Annotated in this window: 13 protein-coding genes and 2 pseudogenes; 5 read left to right on the forward strand and 10 right to left on the reverse strand. The window is 58.7% G+C overall.

Annotation, left to right across the window (positions count from 1 at the left end; translation table 11 throughout):
* Window positions 1-283: 283 nt before the first annotated feature.
* Window positions 284-763, forward strand: a pseudogene (locus E4K64_RS37630) (IS5/IS1182 family transposase); the annotation flags it as partial.
* A gap of 90 nt (window positions 764-853) precedes the next feature.
* Here E4K64_RS37630 and E4K64_RS37635 read toward each other — a convergent pair.
* The 8 genes from E4K64_RS37635 to E4K64_RS37670 all read right to left on the reverse strand — a co-directional run bounded on the left by E4K64_RS37635 (window position 854) and on the right by E4K64_RS37670 (window position 14073).
* Complete coding sequence (locus E4K64_RS37635) at window positions 854-1954, reverse strand: polysaccharide pyruvyl transferase family protein (protein ID WP_126262091.1); 1101 nt, start codon at window positions 1952-1954, stop codon at window positions 854-856.
* 118 nt (window positions 1955-2072) lie between these two features.
* Window positions 2073-2528: a hypothetical protein gene (locus E4K64_RS37640; RefSeq protein WP_235884937.1), complete on the reverse strand. Its 456-nt coding sequence runs from the start codon at window positions 2526-2528 to the stop codon at window positions 2073-2075.
* 27 nt (window positions 2529-2555) lie between these two features.
* Entirely contained in the window at window positions 2556-6518 is a 3963-nt protein-coding gene (locus tag E4K64_RS37645; protein ID WP_235884938.1) for a glycoside hydrolase family 99-like domain-containing protein, read from the reverse strand.
* Between the two features lie 44 nt (window positions 6519-6562).
* On the reverse strand, window positions 6563-8632 hold the full coding sequence (locus tag E4K64_RS37650) for a tetratricopeptide repeat protein (RefSeq protein ID WP_126262092.1): 2070 nt from the start codon (window positions 8630-8632) through the stop codon (window positions 6563-6565).
* A complete protein-coding gene (locus E4K64_RS37655) occupies window positions 8629-9972 on the reverse strand; it encodes an HlyD family type I secretion periplasmic adaptor subunit (protein WP_126262093.1) in 1344 nt (447 codons plus the stop codon). The genes E4K64_RS37650 and E4K64_RS37655 overlap by 4 nt, the downstream gene beginning before the upstream one ends.
* A complete protein-coding gene (locus tag E4K64_RS37660) occupies window positions 9962-12196 on the reverse strand; it encodes a peptidase domain-containing ABC transporter (RefSeq protein ID WP_126262094.1) in 2235 nt (744 codons plus the stop codon). Before E4K64_RS37660 ends, E4K64_RS37655 begins: the two co-directional genes overlap by 11 nt.
* Window positions 12197-12326: 130 nt before the next feature.
* The gene (locus E4K64_RS37665; RefSeq protein WP_126262095.1) at window positions 12327-12944 is read right to left on the reverse strand and encodes a class I SAM-dependent methyltransferase; all 618 of its coding nucleotides are present in this window, start codon (window positions 12942-12944) and stop codon (window positions 12327-12329) included.
* 175 nt (window positions 12945-13119) lie between these two features.
* A complete protein-coding gene (locus tag E4K64_RS37670) occupies window positions 13120-14073 on the reverse strand; it encodes a calcium-binding protein (protein ID WP_126262096.1) in 954 nt (317 codons plus the stop codon).
* 1068 nt (window positions 14074-15141) lie between these two features.
* Between E4K64_RS37670 and E4K64_RS42000 the strand changes: the two genes are divergently transcribed.
* Window positions 15142-15501, forward strand: coding sequence for a transposase (locus tag E4K64_RS42000; protein ID WP_126262097.1), 360 nt, complete (start codon window positions 15142-15144; stop codon window positions 15499-15501).
* A 441-nt stretch (window positions 15502-15942) separates the two neighbouring features.
* Here the strand turns inward: E4K64_RS42000 and E4K64_RS37685 are convergent.
* Window positions 15943-16680: pseudogene (locus E4K64_RS37685) on the reverse strand (IS110 family RNA-guided transposase); the annotation flags it as partial.
* On the opposite strand from E4K64_RS37685, the gene E4K64_RS37690 reads away from it, so the two are divergent.
* The 3 genes from E4K64_RS37690 (at window position 16644) to E4K64_RS37700 (ending at window position 18972) form a co-directional block, all read left to right on the forward strand.
* The gene (locus E4K64_RS37690; protein ID WP_164719170.1) at window positions 16644-17483 is read left to right on the forward strand and encodes a molybdopterin cofactor-binding domain-containing protein; all 840 of its coding nucleotides are present in this window, start codon (window positions 16644-16646) and stop codon (window positions 17481-17483) included. The pseudogene E4K64_RS37685 and the gene E4K64_RS37690 overlap by 37 nt on opposite strands.
* Window positions 17484-17890: 407 nt before the next feature.
* Complete coding sequence (locus E4K64_RS42005) at window positions 17891-18463, forward strand: molybdopterin cofactor-binding domain-containing protein (RefSeq protein WP_126262241.1); 573 nt, start codon at window positions 17891-17893, stop codon at window positions 18461-18463.
* On the forward strand, window positions 18460-18972 hold the full coding sequence (locus tag E4K64_RS37700; RefSeq protein WP_126262240.1) for a (2Fe-2S)-binding protein: 513 nt from the start codon (window positions 18460-18462) through the stop codon (window positions 18970-18972). The genes E4K64_RS42005 and E4K64_RS37700 overlap by 4 nt, the downstream gene beginning before the upstream one ends.
* 249 nt (window positions 18973-19221) lie before the next feature.
* On the opposite strand, the gene E4K64_RS37705 is transcribed toward E4K64_RS37700, so the two are convergent.
* The coding region (locus E4K64_RS37705; protein WP_135161597.1) for an integrase core domain-containing protein at window positions 19222-19455 on the reverse strand (234 nt) is incomplete at its 5' end.

The raw sequence follows: 19455 nt of genomic DNA on the forward strand, positions 1-19455 counted from the left end.
ACCCGGGAAGGAAGGAAGATCCACGATCCGATCGGAATAGCACACTATCCCGCCGAGGTTTGCGAGACGGAAAGGACGAATGGAGAAACGGTTCTACCGACACTTCTGAAGCCTGGTTCGACTCCATGGCCCTTGTTGAGGCCGGCGAGTTATTGAGGACAGAAGTGGGCGGATATCCATAATGGCTCGGGGCGACAGCCTCAAATCGAAGCCGGATAGATTGGCGCAAACCGCTTCATCCCTTTGTCGATTCCTCTTGCAACGTGGGCGTGGTCCATAGATCGGTGTCAAAGCCTCCGTTGCCACCACGCTGGCGCACGCCAAAGGCGGCCAGTTCGTCGCCCATGTGAAGGCGCTGCCCGGCAACCCCTATGATGGCCATACGCTCAAGACCGTGATCCCGGACATGGAGGCACTCGTCGGCAACACCATCGAGCGCATCCTCGCTGACAAGGGCTACCGCGGCCACAATGCCGCGCCCGAATACAAGTTCAGGGTGTTCACGTCAGGCCAAAAGCGGCGGGTAATCCCGCAGATCAAACGCGAGCTGCGCCGCCGCTCCGCCGTCGAGCCGGTCATCGGCCATCTCAAATCCGAACATCGGATGGGCCGGAACTATCTTTGGCACCGCGAAGGAGATGCCACCAATGCCGTCCTCTCCGCCGCCGGCTACAACTTCCGGCGCCTCCTCCGCTGGCTGCAGCTCTTGTTGCGCCAAATCCTCGTCCAGCTCATCCTCCAACTTCAGCTCGTTCCGAACTGAAGTTCAGGTTCTTCACGGACGACCAGTTCACGGTCAATCCGGACGCGCTTACATGCTCCGCTGCAGTCCGGGGATCTGAGCTAGAGACGGTCAGTTCTTGACGATGAGTTTGTTAGCCGAGAGAAATCGCGTGTATGCTGGATAGAGCCCTTGATAGCGTCGCGCGAGACTGCCGAGCCCGACACGACTATAGAGTTGCGCCACATCAATTTTATCAAGATCAACGATGGAGACGAATGGCATACCCAGGAACCGACACATATCCTCCGTCCTTGTATCGTGACAGATGACAAGAGCAGGAACGCCGCGTTGTAGAGCGGCCATGCAGCCGTGAAAGCGACTCCCGAACACGAAATCGTAGTTCTGAACGGTATCGAGCCAGTCATCCACATCGAAGAAGACCCGCACATGATCGGCCGCCCACTTCCGCACGTCGGCCTCGGGGGCGACGTTCGCCAAGAACGTTGCAATTTCCTTTAACGCTTCTTCAGAATTCCGAGCCTGCTTGTCTGCCAGACTGATTTCGGCCTGCTCGCTTTGAGCAACGAAATCCGCATTCCAGGAAAGTCCCGTACCGTAGATTTCGCGCACGAGCCGAAGCATCCGTTCCTTGTCGAATGAATGAGCGACGACGTCTCGCGACGCGTTGATGGAAAGGCGCCTGACTTCTTCGAACGGCCGCTGGGGGAAGTTCATGCCGTGAGGTCCTCCCATGTAGTAAGAAGGGCAGCCGGTCACAGTCACATTGTGTACACCTCGAAGCGCGAGAACTTCTTGCGTGTGGGGGCCGCGAACGCCGATGCTGACGGCACGTTCGGCAACAACCTTCACGAACCGCTCGGTGCCAGGCATCAAGTTTATGTTCGGATCGTAGTTGTTTGATTGAGCTCCGAGACCAACTACCGCCACCGGCAAGTCGGCGCGCTCGATGTATTGCGCCATGCCGCCAAAATCGAATGTTGGAAATAGAAAGTTGGCCGCCGCAACGACAATCATGTCGAAGCGCTCATGCACCGCCCGGGGATCGATACTGTGATCCCACGAGAGGCCGTCGTAGACGATACGATCAAGTAATCCGCGCGCAATCAACTGGTTCCCGGTATTACCTCCGGTCTTCGCCAATTTTGATATTGGATCTTCGCCAACTTGCGCAGAAAAGCTCGGCGTTGCTCCAAGCAGAAAAATTTTCACTGTGCTCCTCCGGAGGCGATATCGATCCTAGACCAAAATGTAGCGCGTTTATTGCTATTGATCACCATCATCCAAATAACTTTGCGGCCACAACAAGGATCGTCACCGCATCTTCATCCTACCTTCCCTTGATCGCTGATTTCCATTGCGCCGCCTCCCCCTCATAGTCAGCCGCAGGCGATCGCCCTTCGCCGCCACCAATTGATAGAAAGTGCGCTTCCGCTGATTTCACCCGACCATCCCTTACGGCTGCCGCGACGTCGGGGTATTTGCCGAGATACCATTCGGCATCCACGGCCGGCCCTCCTCCACGGCGGCCCTCAAAGTAGCCGAAGCCTATGTAGTGCATGTGTGCACTCTCGATCTCCCTACGAGAAACGGCTTTTGCGACGTCGGGATTCTCCCGCAAATAGCTGTCCTCGTCGAACTCGGCAGCGGCTATGGCGATCTGTAACAACAGCTTGAGCAAGCCTGCCGGCACTTTGACTTGGCCGGAACCATCCAAAGCGGACTTGTCGAGGTTTAACGCGCTCATCAACGATTCAGCAGAAGGTACAAACATCAAATCACCCAAAAACGCCCCTAGTTGCAGTAACCGCGATCACCTCTCGGCCGCAGTGCGCGTGGCAGCTCTTGCTGTCCGCTTCGGCTTCTCAGCGTCGGCGGCTGTCGCCAGCAATTGGGCCGACACTTCCTGGAGATAGACCGCCTGGGCTCCCAGTTCCCGCTCTCCAAAGCGGATCCGCTCTCGCGTCAGACGGTGTATGGTGTCGATCTCTTCGATGTGCCTTTGCACTTTCAACGAATGGGTGACGCTCGCCGCATGGCGGCGGTGAACGTTGAGGGGATCCGCGACATAGGCGATTTTCGCGCCCGGCATCTCAAGGGTCTCGAGATAGAGCAGCCAATCGCCAGCCATCCGGAACTCCTTAAGACGGTCACGGCAGGCATTGAGCGCGCGCAACAGCGCCTCTCGGCGCCACAGGACCGAGCTGACATTCAGAATCGTATTCCGAACGCCGAGGTAGCGGGCCACGAAGTCGCGACCATCGAACACCTCGGTCCGCGACAATGCGCCTGGCTCGATTGTAGCGTAATAAGGCTTGTAGCTCGCATAGAGATGGGCTCCATCGGCATCAATGGATTTGGAGTCGGTGAAGCCGAATGTGATGTCGGGGTCACCGCTCATCAATGCGAGCAGACTGGAGATGAAGGTCGGCTCCGAGAGATCGTCGGCCTCGGCGATCCAAAGGAACTCCCCCTTCGCCATCTCGGCAGCCTTGGCCCATTGCGCGAACACCGAGCCGGAATTCTGTTCGTTGATGACGAGCGTGAGATCGCGCTGGCGCTGATCCGCAAGCTTCACGATAACGGAAATGCTGCCATCGGACGAGCAGTCGTCGAGCACGATGACCTCCTCGACCGGATGGTTCTGGTCGAAAATGGTGTAAAGCCGCTCCGGCAGGCAGTGCACGTAGTTGTAGTTCGGCACTGCAACCGACACGGTGGGTAGCGACGGAATTGCAAGCCGCAAGAGATCGCGGACATAGTCCGCGAAAGCGAACTTGGTCTGAATGATTTCGGTCATGCGAGTACGCTCGGCGTCCGATGGCGTCCGGCGCAGAACGTTCTCCACAGCCTGCGCCATCGCTGGCACATCGCAATAGGGCACTACGCGGCCGACATTCTCCTTGAGAAGGAGCCCGGGGATGCCGCCAGAGTCCTGGAACGCAACGACGGGCACGCCGACGCTGAGCGCCTCTAGCGCCACCGTCGGGAACGGATCCTCGCGCGAGGTCAGCGCGTAAACGTCGGAGGCTGAATAGAGCGCCTGCATGTCCGAACGATAGCCGGCGAGATGAAAATGGCCCGTGGCCTCAGCTCGCTTGATCTCCGGTCCGAGCCATTGCAGGAGACCGGGATCGACGCCGCCCGCCCAGCAAAAATGGACATCTGCATTGCGTCGTCGAACCAGATTCCAGACTTGCAAAAACAGGTCAAAGCCCTTGCGCAGATCGGCGTAGCCGACGCTGAGCACCATCTTATCGGCAGCCGAAATGCCAAATTCGGTGCGAACGAGCCCGGCTTCCGTCGGAGCCGGTTCGATCTGCTTGTAACTGCCTTGCGCGCGAATGACGAAACGCTCATCGGTCCCATCAAGCCCAAGCGCTTCGATGAGCTTGTCGCGCACGAAATCCGAGGCGAACACCACACGATGCGCGCTCCCAATCGCCGCGCGCGCGACCTCTTCCAGGTGCTTCTCGTGCAGGATCCGCGGCAATTCGTGGACCAGGGAAACGGTCCGAAAGCCCATTTCGACGAGGAATTTTGCGGCGCGCCCGCTCGCGGCCGTGTTGGCGATGGCCGCTGTAAAGCCCTTTTCCCGGAACTGTCGTAGGGTCGCAGGGATCTCGGAAGCCTGCTTGAGTACGGTGAGCGGCGCGACCGCGGCGTATTCGGCTTCCATCGCTCCGCCCTGAAGCAGGAGAAAGTCGATCTCGATATTGAAGGCGCTGCGCAGCGTCTTGCCGATGTTCAGCAAGAGATGCTGCGCGCCGCTGGGAAACGCATCATGTCCGACCAGCAGAATCTTGGGCACTGACAGATCGCGGGTCAGACCAGTGGCCGCGCGCGCGGTGGCGTTCAGGTAAGCCGAACCGAAATGGAGATCGGGCTCGAGATACGCGCCCTCGCACCATTCGTTCCAGGCATTGATACAGACGAACGATTCGCCAAAAAAGGTATGGGTCTGCGCCTGCTCGACCAGCGCTGACAACCACGCCTCGTATTTCTGCGGGGTCGAGCCCTGGATCACGAGGCCCGAGCCTTGCCGGCGCGCATCGTTGTCCCAACTCGGCACCACCGTCTTGATCAGCGGAAAATTCGGACGCGGCTCATCAAGCGAATATTTGGCGACGTCGTCGTAGCTGTAGATTTGCCCCGCATAGGTATCGTCCAGGATCTTGGCTTCGGAGTTCACCAGCGGCACATATTTGGTAAGCTTGTGCGGCGGAAATTCGATCGCGCCGTCCATGCCGTTCGCAGTTGGATCGTAATCATCAAAACTCTGGCTCATGATGATGATCGGATCTTCGTTGAATCTCTTCGCGAAGATCGCGCGCCAGCGCGCGATGACGTTTGCCGTGTCCGGAATGAGGCGCGGCCGATAAATCATCAGGAGCGGACGGCCCTGGACACGGATGTAGCGTTTGTCCTTGAAGTGCCGATTGAAGTCCGACAACAGGCGCTCGTCATCGTCGGACAGGTAGTCCTGCGAAATCAGGACCTCGCCCTCCATGCCGTCCCACCGCCGTGTCCAGTTTTCGTTGGCCCACATCAAGCAGAACGGCATGTTGATATCGCGCGTCTTCAGGAATTGCTCCAGCGGCTTTTCCAGGAGGCGCTTGCCGTTGAACCAGTAGTAGTAATAGACGAAGCCGTGGATGCCCGCCGCCTTGGCGAACTTCGCCTGCTTGCGCATAGTTTCGACGTCGGCGAGAGAGTAGAAACCGAGGTCGCGCGGAAGCCGCGGCTGGTAGTGATCCTTAAACCGAGGTATGCCGCGCGCAATGTTCGTCCATTCGGTGAAGCCGGTGCCCCACCATTTATCGTTCTCAGGGAAAGCGTGAAACTGCGTCAGATGGTAGGCCAGCACCTTGGCGCGCGGCTTTGCGCCGGCCGGCAATGGACGCAGTTCCTCGAACAGCGGGCTCGGACGGGTGAACCGCTTAATCTCGGCTGGAATGGTGGCTTCGTTCTCCGGAGGTGACGGATAGATGCCATCCTCGTGGCGATGCTCGAGATAGTGCAGAAGTGGATTCTGGTCCGTCTTACCCTTGAAATAGCGCTGAATGTAGAACTTGGTGTCGAACTCCGCCGACGGGTTGCGACCTTCCTTGTAGCCATGAAAGATGAAGTGCTCGAACGGATCGACGCCGGCCGCTGCCACGTCCTGATAGGTCTGACGATAATATTGCGCGTCAAATTCTGGGATCGGGCTGAACGGGCCGAGGCGGTTCTTCAGATAGTGCGCGAGCGGGCTCTCGCCTTCCGGAATGCCGTACTTCTCCCGATACCAGGCCGGCTGAAAATAGGGACTTGGCCGCCGCCCATCGCGCTCGCCGACCGTCGCATAGTGCAGGAACGGATGCGCATTCGCGTCCTGCACATCGGGATAGGTTGTGACGTACCAGATCGGGTCGAAGATCGGATTTGGCTTACGACCTTCCCTGTAGCCATAGAGGAAGAAATGCTCGAACGGATCGGCGCCGACCGCGATCACGTCCGGATAACTCGCGGCGTAGAAATCCTCGTCGAACAGACCGAGGCCCTTGAGGGTGCGCGCGGCATCTGGAAGGTCGGCGGCCGGCGCTGGCTGCTCGACTTCGCGCGGCGGCTCCGTCTGTCTGCTCGCCGGTCCCTCGGCGGCGACCTCCTTCGCAGAACTGTTTAGTTTTGTGGCGCCCGGCTCTGACCTGGATTGCAGCCTTGCGGCGGCGCTGCGCCTCGCCCGAGGTTCTCTTTGACCGGCGTCGCGCGCGAGCTTCGAAAGGAAATCAGCCATTGTTACTCACTCATGCATTGGGCGCTTCGTTCCGCACTGGCAGACTAGCGCAAAGCTTCTGTCTCCAGTGTAAAAGTCCCGTCGCTTGTCGCGCCGATCGACTGGAGGCGCCGCACGGCGCCTTCATTGCGTTGCCGAGCCGCGTATTGGTACCAATTGACCGCTGCGTCGCGATCTTGCGCGGTGCCTCGGCCCGACATCAACGCGTCGCCCAGCGCAACCTGCGCTTCCGCCATGCCTCGCTCGGCGGCCCTCTGAAACCATTCCGTCGCCGTCGTCACGTCAGCCTCGCGCCCCTGTCCCCTCCCGAGCATCACGGCGAGGTTGTACTGCGCGACCGTATGTCCCTGCTCCGCAGCGGCTTCGTACCAGTTCACACCCTCTGCAAGATCCAGGCCCACTCCGTAGCCCGTGCAGTACATGACGGCCAGTTCGAATTGCGCCGCTGCATGCCCCGCGCGCGCCGCCTTGGTCATCCACGATGATGCTGCCTGCGCATTCCCCACGCCGCTCTTCGAATCCAGATGGAGAAGTCCCAGCATGTACTGCGCCTCGACATGGCCGGCATCCGCCGCCCGCGTGAGCCATGGGGTGGCGCCTAGCATATCGGCGGTCCCGCCGAACTTACCCATCTTCAGCGCGCCCAGTTGAAACGCCGCCGGGGGATGACCGGCCTCGGCGGCCTCTCCCAACAAAGAGTGCGCGCGTGCAACGTCATCATCGGACGCATTCTGATGAAGCAGGAAGAGCGCATAGGCGGTCTTGGCGTCAGGATCTCCGCTACCGGCGGCCCTGCTCAACCATTCCGACGCCATTTCCTGATCTTTTGGAACGCCCGCACCGGTCGAATAGAGCTTGCCGAGTTGCACCTGTGCGGCGCTGATGCCGCCATCTGCGGCACGTTCGAACCATTTGATCGCGGCCTCCACGTTGCGCTGAACGCCGGAGCCGTTGAGATAGAAGATCGCAACGTTGAATGCCGCAGTGGCATGGCCATTTTCGGCCGCGCGCTCGAACCATTTCGCGGCCTGACGAATGTTGGGCGAGACACCGACACCAGTCGCATAGAACCGGCCGACGAAGAATTGCGCCCGCACATCGCCCCGCTCGGCGGCCTTCTCGTACCAAACGGCCGCCTCCCGCAAATCGGGCTCGGCAACGGCTCCGTTCGAATAGAATTCCGCGAGTGCCTGAATTGCCGGAAGGTAATCCTTCCGCGCCGCCTTGCGCAGCGCGGTCTCGGCGCGATCGAGGTCTTTGGCGACGCCCTTGCCGCTGAGCCGTAACAGACCGATGTTGTAGAGTGCGATCGGATCATCATGCGTGGCCGCACTCTGGAACAGGCGAGCAGCCTCAGTCGGGTTCTCGGGCAAGCCCATACCCTTCAACGTCATGAATGCGAGCCCAATCTGCGCCCTCACGTGATCCTGCGCGGCGGCCTTGCCATACCAGATCGCAGCCTGCGCGAAATCGACGAGTACGCCGCGTCCCTGATAATAGACATCGCCGAGCGCGAACTCAGCCGGAGCAAATTTCTGATTAGCCGCCGCCTGATACCACCGAAGTGCAGCAGCGAAGTCCTTCGTGCACCCCTGCCCTTCGCTGTAGAGATTGCCCAGGATGGTCTGAGCATCCGCTTTGCCGGCTTCGGCCGCGGCTGATATCCAGCGAAACGCGGCGCAAATATCCTTAACGACACTGGTCCCGTGCGGGAATATCAGGTGATGCACATTCGACGCGGTATCGCCCAATCGCGCGGCGGAGGATTGACGCCAGATCTCCGGCCTATTCGGTCCGAGGCTGGCGTTGACTCCGTACAGATAGATCAGGCCGAGTTGATATTGCGCCTCGGCGTGACCTCGCTGTGCCGCCCGTTCGTACCACACCGCCGCGTCCGGAATGCTGCCCGCCACTCCCAGGTTCTTGGCGTAGAGCATGCCGATCCGATAGTCCGCTTCCGCGTTGCCGTTTTGCGAGGCACGCTTCCAGAGCTTAAGTGCCTCCAGATAGTGACCGCGCTCGAACGCTGCCTCTGCGGGACCAAGCCGCCTTTCGTCAGATCTGTGAGACGCGGGGCGAAGCCATTGGAGGAGCGATCGGGTCAATGCCGTCATGGCTCACGCATGGCCTCCCGGATGCCCTTCAGCATTCCGCCAAGCAGATACATTCCGACCGCACGCGTGCCGACATGGACGTCTCCCGCAAGCGTCATGCCGGGAATCAGGCGGAAGTTTTTCGGAACATCCTTGAAGTTGGTCGAGTCCACCGAGCACCGCGCCTTGTAGTAGGCCTCGATAGGCTTTCCATCGTCGTCGGTGGTGAAGGCGCCCTCGCTGATCCAGCGCACTTTGCCGTCGGCTGTACCATGCTCCGCGGCATTGAACGCATCAATCCGCATCGTGCACGGGTCTCCGGGCCGGATGAAACCGACATCGCGCGAGGCAATGCGAATTTCAGCCTCGAGCTTGGTATCGGTCGGCATCAGGGTAATGAAGGGATCGCCGGGCTTCAGCACCGACCCGACCGAGAGCCTTGCCATCGTCAACACGACTGAGTCTTCGGCGGCGGTCAATCGGACCAGATCCTGGTGCCTGAGCGCCTTCTCATAAGAGGCTCTCGCCTCGTCGAGCTTGTTGCGGGTCGTCACGAGATCCTGACTCAGTTGCGCAAACCATTGCTGCTTGAAGGCGTCACGGTCCGCGATTGACGCGGCGAGCGTATTCTGGGCTTCGATTAGACTGTTATGGGTATTCTCCAGGGTCCGCAGCAATTCAAGCCTTGTGTCCTGAGAGATAAACATATTGAGCTGCGAGCCCGTGCCGTGCTCGGCCAGCGTGGTTCGCATGGTCTCGATCTTCTGCAAGATCTCGTCACGCTGCCGATATCTCGCATCGTCCCCGCGAAGTTTCTCCATTGTCGCTTGGGTCTGCTTGATCTTCGAATCGAAACTATTGATCTGCGCGGTATATTGCGCTGTCCGCTGATCATAGAGCGCCTTCTGCAAGGCTGCGTATTTCTGGTAGTCCGGGTCTGTCTTGCTCGCAAAAACCAGCGGATGCTGGTTCAGCTCGGCTTCATCGCGCGCCACCTGAGTCTCGAGGCTAGCGATCTGCAACTTCGCCTGGGTCAGGTCCGCCGACGTAAAGGTCGCGTCCAGGGTTGCAATAAGCTGTCCCGGTTGGACCTGCTCGCCTTCCCGCACGTCAATCGTCTTAATGATCGATGGATCCAGCGCCTGAAGGACGCTGATCTGTCCCACCGGCACGATCCGCCCCCCAACGCTGGTGATGACGCGATCTATCCGCGTCAGAGCCAGAATGGCAACGATCGTGACCAGGAAGGCCGAGAGCACAAACAGCGTTGCTCGTGCGACCAGTGGCTCAGCCTCCTCTCGGATCGCATCCGTTTCCGATTGAAATTGGCGAACGGTCGCAAGCGCACCATCAGGAGACAAGCGTCGGACTCCCGGATCTTGAACGATCGTTGCGGGCTGCCGGCGCCAAATGCATGTTCTGCTGATACCACAGCGAGCTGTAGATATCGTTGCGCGCCATGAGCTCCTCATGCCGCCCGACATCGTCGACCACACCACGATTAAGCACGAGAATTGCGTCCGCCTTTGTCAGGGACGACAGGCGATGCGAGATGATGATCAGCGTCCGGCCATGCGCGATGCGCGTTATGTTGGCGTTCACGATCGCCTCGCTGTCGGCGTCCAGCGCGCTTGTCGCCTCATCGAGAATCAGGATCGGCGGGTTGACGATCAACGCACGCGCAATCGCAAGCCGCTGCCGCTGCCCTCCCGAGAGGTTCGGCGAACCTTCATAGATATGCGTCTCGTAGCCACGCGGCAGCTTGTCGATGAATTCTTCCGCGCCCGCCAGCCTCGCCGCCCTGACCACATCATCGAACGACGCGTCCGGCTTGGCCGCGGTGATGTTTTCGCGGATGGTCCCACTGAACAGAAAATTCTCCTGGAGCACCACACCCACGTTGCGACGGAGATGGTCGATGTCGTACTCGCGAACGTCGATGCCATCGATCTTGATCAATCCCTCATAGTCGGAATGCAGCCGCTGCAGCAGACGCGTAACCGTGGTCTTGCCGGATCCGCTCTTGCCCATCACGCCCAAAGTCGTCCCCACCGGAATTTCGAAGGAGATGTTGTTCAGCGTGGGCGATAGCGCTCCCTTGTATTTGAAGGTGACGCCGGAGAACTCCACCTTGCCCTCGAGCGGCGAACGCACACCATGGCCGGAACGTCCCTCTTCCGCCGGAAGGTTGACGAGATTGCCGACGATTGCAACCGCACTTCGCGCCTCGTCGTATTGATTGATGAGCTGTGCCATCTGCATCAGCGGACCCGAGACGCGCTGCGACAGCAGCAGGAATGAGAACAGCGCCCCGATATAGACCGGGTCGTTGCTTTCGAGCGCTAGATAGACTCCGAGCGCATAGGAGCCGCTGACGGCCAGCCGCTCCAGCGGACGCACCACCGACTGGATGGCGTTTCCAGTCATGCCTTCCACGAGCCGGGCCTTGGCAACGCGTGCGACCAGAACATCCCACATGTGGCGCTGCCGCGTATCGAGCGCGAGCGACTTGATCGTCCGGATGCCATTCAAGGTTTGAACCAAGAATGCGCCCTGCGCGCCCTCCGCGGCCAGCACGCCAGTAGACGCCTTGCGGTAATTCGGCAACATCAGGACGAGCCACGCGACGATCAATGCCGACAAGGCGAGAACCACGAACGTCATGACGGGGCTGAAGAAGAACATGACGGGCAGGAAAAACATCAGCGTCGTAGAGTCGAGAATGGTGCCGAACAATTGCCCCATCAGGAACGAGCGGATGCGAAAGACTTCGCGAATGTCGCGCGCGACGAGGCCGACGGCCGTCTGCTCGAAATAGTCGATGGGAAGATTGAGGACCTTTTCGAAGACGTAGGTCGACAATTTGACGTCCAGCCTGGTCGTCAAGCGATGGACAAGGAACTGTCTCAAGAACGAGAACGCCGCCTCGAAGGCTATGACCACCAACATCGCAACACAGAGCACATAGAACGTGTTGTACGCCTTGTAGAAGATCACCTTGTCCGACAACAAGCGCCAGAACATGATCGGCGCCAGGCCGAGAAGCCCGAGGATCACGGCGGCAATCGCGACATCGCGGACCATGCGGCGTTCGCGAAACAATAGCGCGGCTACGAGGCCGAAACTGAACGGCTGCGCTTCGTCAGATATCTCGTAGTTGCGTTTGATCAGGACGAGATCGCCGGACCAGATATCTTCAAATCGTGGCTGGTCGATCACGAGCAGCGCGTCTTCCGCGGCATTCGGATCCCTCAGCACGATGCGCGTATTGTGGGCATCTCCATCGACACGCAGGAGCACCATGTGGCTCCCATTGCGAAGCCGAACGATGACCGGGAGCGCCTTCTTCAGATGAGACAGTCCGCCCCAATCGAGCTTGACGCACTTCGCGCGTATGCCCGCTTTCTCCGCGCAGCGGACAAGCTGATGGAGTGTGACGTTCTCGTCCGGCAAAAGGTTGTCTTGAATGAGCTGTGAGGACGTGAGGTGCAGCCCGTACTGTCGTGCGACGATAATCAGGCACCCCAGTGCCGATGCGGGTGCTGCATCGGCGAGGTTCTGGTCATCGACACCGTGGACGGTCATGGAGGTCAAGCTACCTGCCATCTATGTTAATGCTTTCACGTTCCACTGTGAGCATAACAGTTAGCGGCACAAAAGCCAGCAGACTTATCGCCGAAATTGTGGGAAATGATTGGTCACACTCACAGATATGTCAGGACCGGGCTTCCTGAAAATTGAAGCCGGATTCTAACAAAGACCTCTGGATGGCCTCGCCGTCGGCCTCGGGCATCAGCGCGAGCGCACAAACCTCGAAATTTTGGGTGCTGACCGAAACGGTCGGAAACCCGGCCATCAGGAGGAGATTACCGAGTCGCTCGGCCGTAAATCCGGTGCGGTGGGCCATGTGGACGCGCCCCTCCTCGATCGCGCGCGAATGTCCATAAAGCATGTCCAGCGGGCTGATCGGCCCCGCCGGCGAATGATAGGCTATTGCGCCGATGCTACCATGCTGGACTATGAATTGAGCGACCGACTGCACATCCGGGCACATGATCAAGGCGAAACCATCAGGCTTAAGGATCTGGTGGAATTGCCGCAATGTAGGATATACCTCGTGGGCATACAGGTGCTCGAGCACGTGCGATGTCCACACCGCGTCGAAGGACTGAGGCTTGAACGCGCCACTCAACTCAAGGATCGAGCCGATCACATCTGGTTTGACGTTCGGGTCGATGTCGAACCGGGTCTCTTCCCAACCATGGTTGAGCATCATCCGGGCGATGCGCTGTGCCGGACCGGATCCTGAGCCCGCGTTGAGCAATTGCCTCATCGTGAGAGACTATAATCCGTGCCCGCACCGGGTGAGAGGGCCAGACGATAACATTGGCAAACCACAACACAGGCACCAGCGAAGGGACATCGTACATAACATGCGAAAGCGCTCAGCTCAAAGGCAAAGCCCCGCCATGAGCGGGGCTTTCTCAATGCAACTTGCGGGCGCCGGTTCAGAGCTTCGGCAGCTGCACGTCTCCATCGGTGAAGTGGAGATATTCGACGCCACTGACCACCACCGTCTGGCTACCCTCGAAGTGCAGCGTGTAGGATTTTGTCTTCTCGTCGACATCGACCTTGGTAACCTCAAAGGAGGAGCGATCGGCGAAATCCACGGTGTCCGAGCCCGCGCCGCCTATAATCGTATCATTTCCAGTGTGGGTCTGAAGATGGAATGTATCGTTGCCGTTTCCTCCCTGCAGCGTCGAGTTCGCTCCCGACTCGCCGTAGACCCAGAAGACGTCATTGCCGTCACCGCCCTCAAAGACATCGCCCTGGACGCCAATTAGCGTATCGTTGCCATCGCCACCAATAAGCGTGCTGCGGCCCGACGATAGATCTCGCAGAATGTCGTTGCCGCTGCCGCCTGCGAGCAGCTGAGCGCCGCTGCCCGCCTCAAGATAGTCGTTCCCGCTGCCGCCGTCCAAAGTGTCGTTGCCGCTGCCACCGTAGATACTGTCGTTGCCTCCACCGCCGAAAAGTGAGCTGTTACCGTGTCCGCCGCGGATCGCGTCGTTGCCGCTACCGCCATAGACCGTGTCGTTCCCAAAATCATACAGGTTTACGCTATCGGAACCTTTTCCCATAGCGATGAACACATCATTATGTCCGCCAATCACATCGAGCCTCTTGCCGCCGGCGTCATCGAAAATAATCGCCTTCAGGTTTGGCGTGGTCTCGACGGTGGTTGACTGCGCAATGTCGAGGATCTGAACGCCTGTTGGAACGGCCCCCGAGAACGGCCCAGACTGAAACGCAGCCTTCGAAGTATCGCCAGGATGATCGCTGTAGACTCCGCTACGTTCTAGCGAATCGATCAGTGCCGACCTGACGCTCGCCTCAATGTGATTTCCGTTTTGATGGAGAAATCGATCCAGTTCGGTTTTCGTCAGGTAAGATATAGCCATGGGACGCCCTCTCGGTTCTTGTTGGGGACGGACGAAGCGATGCTCCGATTATCTCGAAGAGCTTAACTTGAGAAGGACCATTCAGCCGCCACTCAGGATTGAGAAGATAACAAACCCGCTGTGAATGTTATTTGGAATGTTAAGGCTGTGAGCTGTGGGTGTCAAGGATGAAATAGATCCGACTTGCCATATTCATTTCACTTAGCCTCGCGAGTTTGGCGATCTGCTTGGCGGCTCCGGCTTCCGAGCCAACACTGCGGGTCCGGGAGGGATATTGCTATCCCCCCCAGGAAAGGCTGGGATCAGCCTCGGCTGCGCCCGATCAGGTCCGCCCCAGCACGAACCCCTCGTTGGACGTTGGACCGCTTCTGCAGTCGTTGCTCCGCGCCCAATGGTCGTTCTTGCTGCTGTGCAAGAATGGCCCCACGAGCTTCGCCGACGCCAGGTGGGCACGTGAAGAGGCGCGATCAGGTTGCGACGTGCTTGCCCCCGCAGAGGCATGGATGCCGGACAATCATGGCACGTGACGAAGTAAACTGGCTGCTCCGATTGAAGACTCTTGCGCGGCAACGACTTGCCAGCGATCCAGACCACTGAGATGGAACCAAGATCTCAAAATGTAACGCAAGGACGATTTCCTCCATTTGCTGCCCAAGCACACATTGCGATTGAGCTCCCCTCTCGCCGAGCTGCTTCAGCTCGATCATCAGCAGCCCCTCGGACTTCTTCTCCGTCTTCAGCTGATGGGCTACTTGGGCAATCCCGGCCTTCGGGAAGTCTTTGCCGGCAAACCCCGTTGCTGCCCAGTAGCGCCTCTGGAGCATCCGAAAATTTGAAGGCAGTCATCATGCTCTTCCCAGATAGGATCCACCAAGTTTGTTTCCGTTCAGACCGATGGCGTCAAAATGCTAGTAGATTCAGCGTTATTAAATCATGGTAGCCTTAACAAACGGTCGTTGTATCATCACTTGTAGGTTAGCAGACATTGTTTGTATGTTGTTTGACATAAGCCCGCCCTTCTGTTCAAGCTGGCGGCGAGTTACTTGGTCGGAATTCGCTCTAGTCCGAATGAAAAAACATTCTCGTCAAGAGATCAAACTGAAACTCGCTCGGGCGGATGAATTGGCCCGAGCAGGCAGCTCTCAGGTGGCCATCTGTAAGACGCTCGGCGTGAGCGTTATGACGCTCCATCGTTGGCGGAAACTGCCGCTCAGCGAGGACGTCAGGCAATCTTCGGTGGGACCTAACTCGGGCAGGAATCTGCCTCCTCCTCGTGCTAGCCTGGATGAAATGCGTCGTGCATTGGAAGAGCTTACGGTCGAGAACCGGCGTCTCCGCAAACTTGTCACGGATCTGATGCTTGAGAAGATGACACTTGAAGAGGCTTCGGCACCCAGCCTTGCTTCTGGCCGAGTACACGATCCTTGACCCGAGCTTGTTCATGTCTCGGTGCAAAAGTTGATGCGTGTGCAAAAAAAGCCCCCGTCCGGCGGATTTGGGGGAACTATCGGCTATGGGCTGCCGAGTTTTTGTAAGCGTCGTTCTCAGGCTGTCATTCGGGTGCAATATTGGCTCTGACTCATATGTGGAACGTATATGGACCCAGCCCGATTGCAACGACCGGCTTGATCAGGATCGACGGTCACAACTGCAGACGTATATCCGGCTTCTTGATGCGGCTGGACAACGTCTCCGCCGCGAGCCTCGATGGTTTTCGCCCGCTTCCACCTCAACCGCCCCGAGACATCGGCGCAAGCCGTGCCGGTCCACACATCAGGTTCGGGAAGCGACGGGGTGACCGTTTCGCCATCTCCTGCCATTTGTTGCAATTGCCGGGTGAGACCTCCTTTCCTTGATTGCCGCTTCGCTTCAGGCCGCCTTCACCGACAGCGCCGGCTCATAAGCTGCGTCGCCTGTGAGCATAGCCCACACGATCCGCGCATTCTTGTTGGCAAGAGCCACGGCCGCGACATTGGGATGGCGCCGTTGCCGGATTTTGCCGAGCCAGAGGCTTCGCGGATCCTGCTTGCCAGTGGCCCGGCTTAAAGCGGCGCGAGCTCCGTGAATCATCAGCGTCCGCAGGTATCGATCGCCGCGTTTGCTGATGCCGAACAAGCGGGACCGCCCTCCACTGGATCGCTGCTTCGGCACCAGGCCAAGCCAAGCCGCGAACTGGCGGCCGTTCTTGAAACAGCTTCTATCGCCCACGGCGGCGATCAAGGCTGTTGCCGTCACAGGTCCGACGCCTTCGATTTTGCCGAGCCGCTGGCACTGCTCATTCGTACGGAAGATTTCCCTTATCCGCCGGTCATAGGCTGCAACGCGGGTATCAAGCTCGGACAACTCCTCTTGCAATTCCCTCATGAGCGCTCGGAGCATCTCGCTGAGGCCATTGATGTTCCCTACGATGACAGCGAGGCCGCGCCGCAGCTGCGCGATGTCACGGGCAATGACAATGCCATGCTCGGACAGAAGACCGCGAATCTGGTTAGCGAGCCTGACCCGGTCGGCGACCAGGCGTCGGCGAATGCGGTGGACAGCCTGTACCGCCAGCTGATCGGTTGATTTCGGTGGCACGAATCGCATGGACGGACGGCCGACCGCTTCGCCCGCCCGGCGGCGCGTTCGGAGGGCGTGATGCGTCGCCATTTTCGTTACTCCTAGCACTAGTTGCTCCCTTTACTGATGGCCATCCCGTTCGCCTCATGCGCGATCGGTTCGATCAGTTCCGTCTGGGTCTCAAGCGTCCGGGGGTAAAGATGACGGGCGCCATAACTGTTGGGTCCGATATGTCGCTGCAGTGCGTGCAGATGGCGATGAACTTCAACGGCGGCGGGTTGAAGAATCTATCTCCTTATGTTGCGAACCTAGCAGCATTGGCCATTGGCGGAGCATACGAGGTTCCTCTGGCGAGCCTGGATGCTCAGTCAATGAAAACCCAGGATATTCCAGGAGGATCTCAGCGAGGTTTCGGTGGCCCAGAGGCTTTCTTTGCAATCGAAACTGCGCTTGATGATATCGCAGCCGTCAAATCGTGGGACCCATTTGCACTTCGACGCGCCAATCTTGCGAAGTCGACGAGCGCAACCGTCGTCGGTGGACAATTCAATCAAGAACTTCGGCTTGATGAACTTCTTGACAGGGCGGAAGCCCATCCACTGTGGGCGCAGCGCGCAGATATAAAGGAAGAGTATGCTGGGCGCGGTGAGAGCTACGGCACAGGATTCGCCGTGTCGGCGCAAGCTTATGGCACCGAGGCGGACGGGGTCGTAGCCGCGGTCCACCTCGAGAAGAACGGCTCGATAACAGTCCGGACGAACGCGGTTGATTTCGGAAACGGATCTGCAACTACGCTTTCGCGTGGTTACTGGGGCCGTTTTAGGCACCAATGCAGAAACGGTGTCCGCTAGCGACTACACGCTCTTCGGGCAGACGGGCCTGACACCAAGCTATACGCCGGATTGGGATAATCCTCTGTCCACCGCGAAAGGGGTTGGGTCTTCATCGGCATGCCTAACTGGCTTTCACCAAGTCCACGCTGTGCAGGAAACCGCGCGAGCCTACATGCACAGCGCGATTTTGCCGGCGGCAAGGCTGCTGTGGAATAAGCCAAATCTCGCGTTTGAGGATGTCGTTTGGGCCGAAGGGCACCTCGTCACCAAGCAATACGGTTTCGAGCCGCTAGGTCATACGCGCCTCGCAGATGCGGTCTATTCCCACGGCCTTCCCAGCGGAGTCCTTGGACACGCCTTTTTCCAGGGAAGTTGGGTGTCGGCTAGCTACGCCTTGGCGGGCCTGCCGGTGAGGTTAGAGCTAGATGGAGATCACGCTATACTCGTCGGTAGATGGTGGGCGGAGCCGAATTGATCGGAGCAACACTCAAAGGCCGCCAGCGAGCGCATCCCGTGCTTCGCGAACGGTTTGGGCCCCTTGTGCCAACATCGCGGCGCTTGTCGTTGATCGTTCGACGGGAGTCACGAGGATCGAAAATGTAGTCAGCATCTTGAATGCCGGCCATGTGCACGTTCCCGAACTAGTATCTGGACAATCGCAAGGGGGCGTCGCGATGGCAATCGGATACACACTATTCGAAGACATGCCGGACGGGCTCGTAGGTCCTGCCGGCGGCACTTGGAATTTGAACCGGTATCACGTCCCGAGGTTAGCTGATGTGCCCCACCGTTCACATTATGAGCGGGGGCGTCGGGGCCAAGAATTGATCATCTTGCCCGAGGTGTCTGGGGATGGTGGAAAAGGACGTGGCATCGCCGAAGCAGTTATGTGTTCTGTGGATCCTGCGATCTCAAACGCCCTCCGCGATGCTCTCGGCGTTCGCTACTCGTCTCTGCCTATTACACCTGCAAAGATCTTAGCTGGACTCGCAAAATGACTGTCGGATTCACGGTAAATGGCGTCTCCCATAGCGTCGCTGAAGATAGGCGAGACGATAAACTTATCGATTTTCTTCATGATGATCTCAATCTGACTGGCACCAAGTTGTGCTGCGGCATCGCTATCTGTCGCGCTTGCACTGTTTCGGTGAAGAAGCCTCCAAACCAGGACGCGACGCCCAGTTTGGCATGCTCTACTCCTCTCTGGATATTGAACGGCGCAGAGATCAAGACGATCGAAGGTGTTGCGTCGGCCGATTCATTGACGCCTATCCAGGACGCGTTTCTCGCGAACTTTGCCTTTCAATGTGGGTATTGCACGCCAGGTTTCGTAATCGCGGCTCAGATACTGGTGGATCGATTGGCGGCAGCGCCCACGAGGCCTGCCGATCTGGACGCTCAAATCGAGTATGCGCTTGGTGGACACATCTGCCGATGTACTGGTTATGTGCGGTATTTCGAAGCGGCGAAAAAGACTGCAGAGATAATGCTTAAGGGAAAGAGTTAGAGCCATGTGGGGGCTTCCGACAATCATGCTCCTTTCCGCCTTAGTCTATGCGTCGTCAGTTCATGCGGATTCAGATGCTGCTCTATACGCATCTGCCTGTGGCCGCTATAGGGCCGATACCAGCGTTTTCTTGCGCGGACGGCGTGCCGGTACCAATTACTTCCAATGGCGCTCCTGTTAGCCCGAAGTGAGCTGGCCCCGGTTGTCTGAACAGAATATCCGCGTCGATAAGTGGAGCCTCTGCCGGGGTTAGGCTGCCGTGCGGAGCGGCAGCGGGGTGAAGTAGGCTTGATCCGGTGTGCTGCCGTCAAGGCTCGAATGTGGACGGCGGCAATTGTAGAAGTCCAGATAGCGGCCAATCGAGGCGCGAGCGTCGCTGACGCTGTCGTAGGCCCGCAGATACACCTCCTCGTATTTGACGCTGCGCCACAGCCGCTCAACGAACACGTTGTCCCGCCAGGCGCCCCGGCCGTCCATACTGAT

The organism is Bradyrhizobium frederickii, assembly GCF_004570865.1.
In the GTDB taxonomy this organism is placed as follows: Bacteria; Pseudomonadota; Alphaproteobacteria; order Rhizobiales; family Xanthobacteraceae; genus Bradyrhizobium; species Bradyrhizobium frederickii.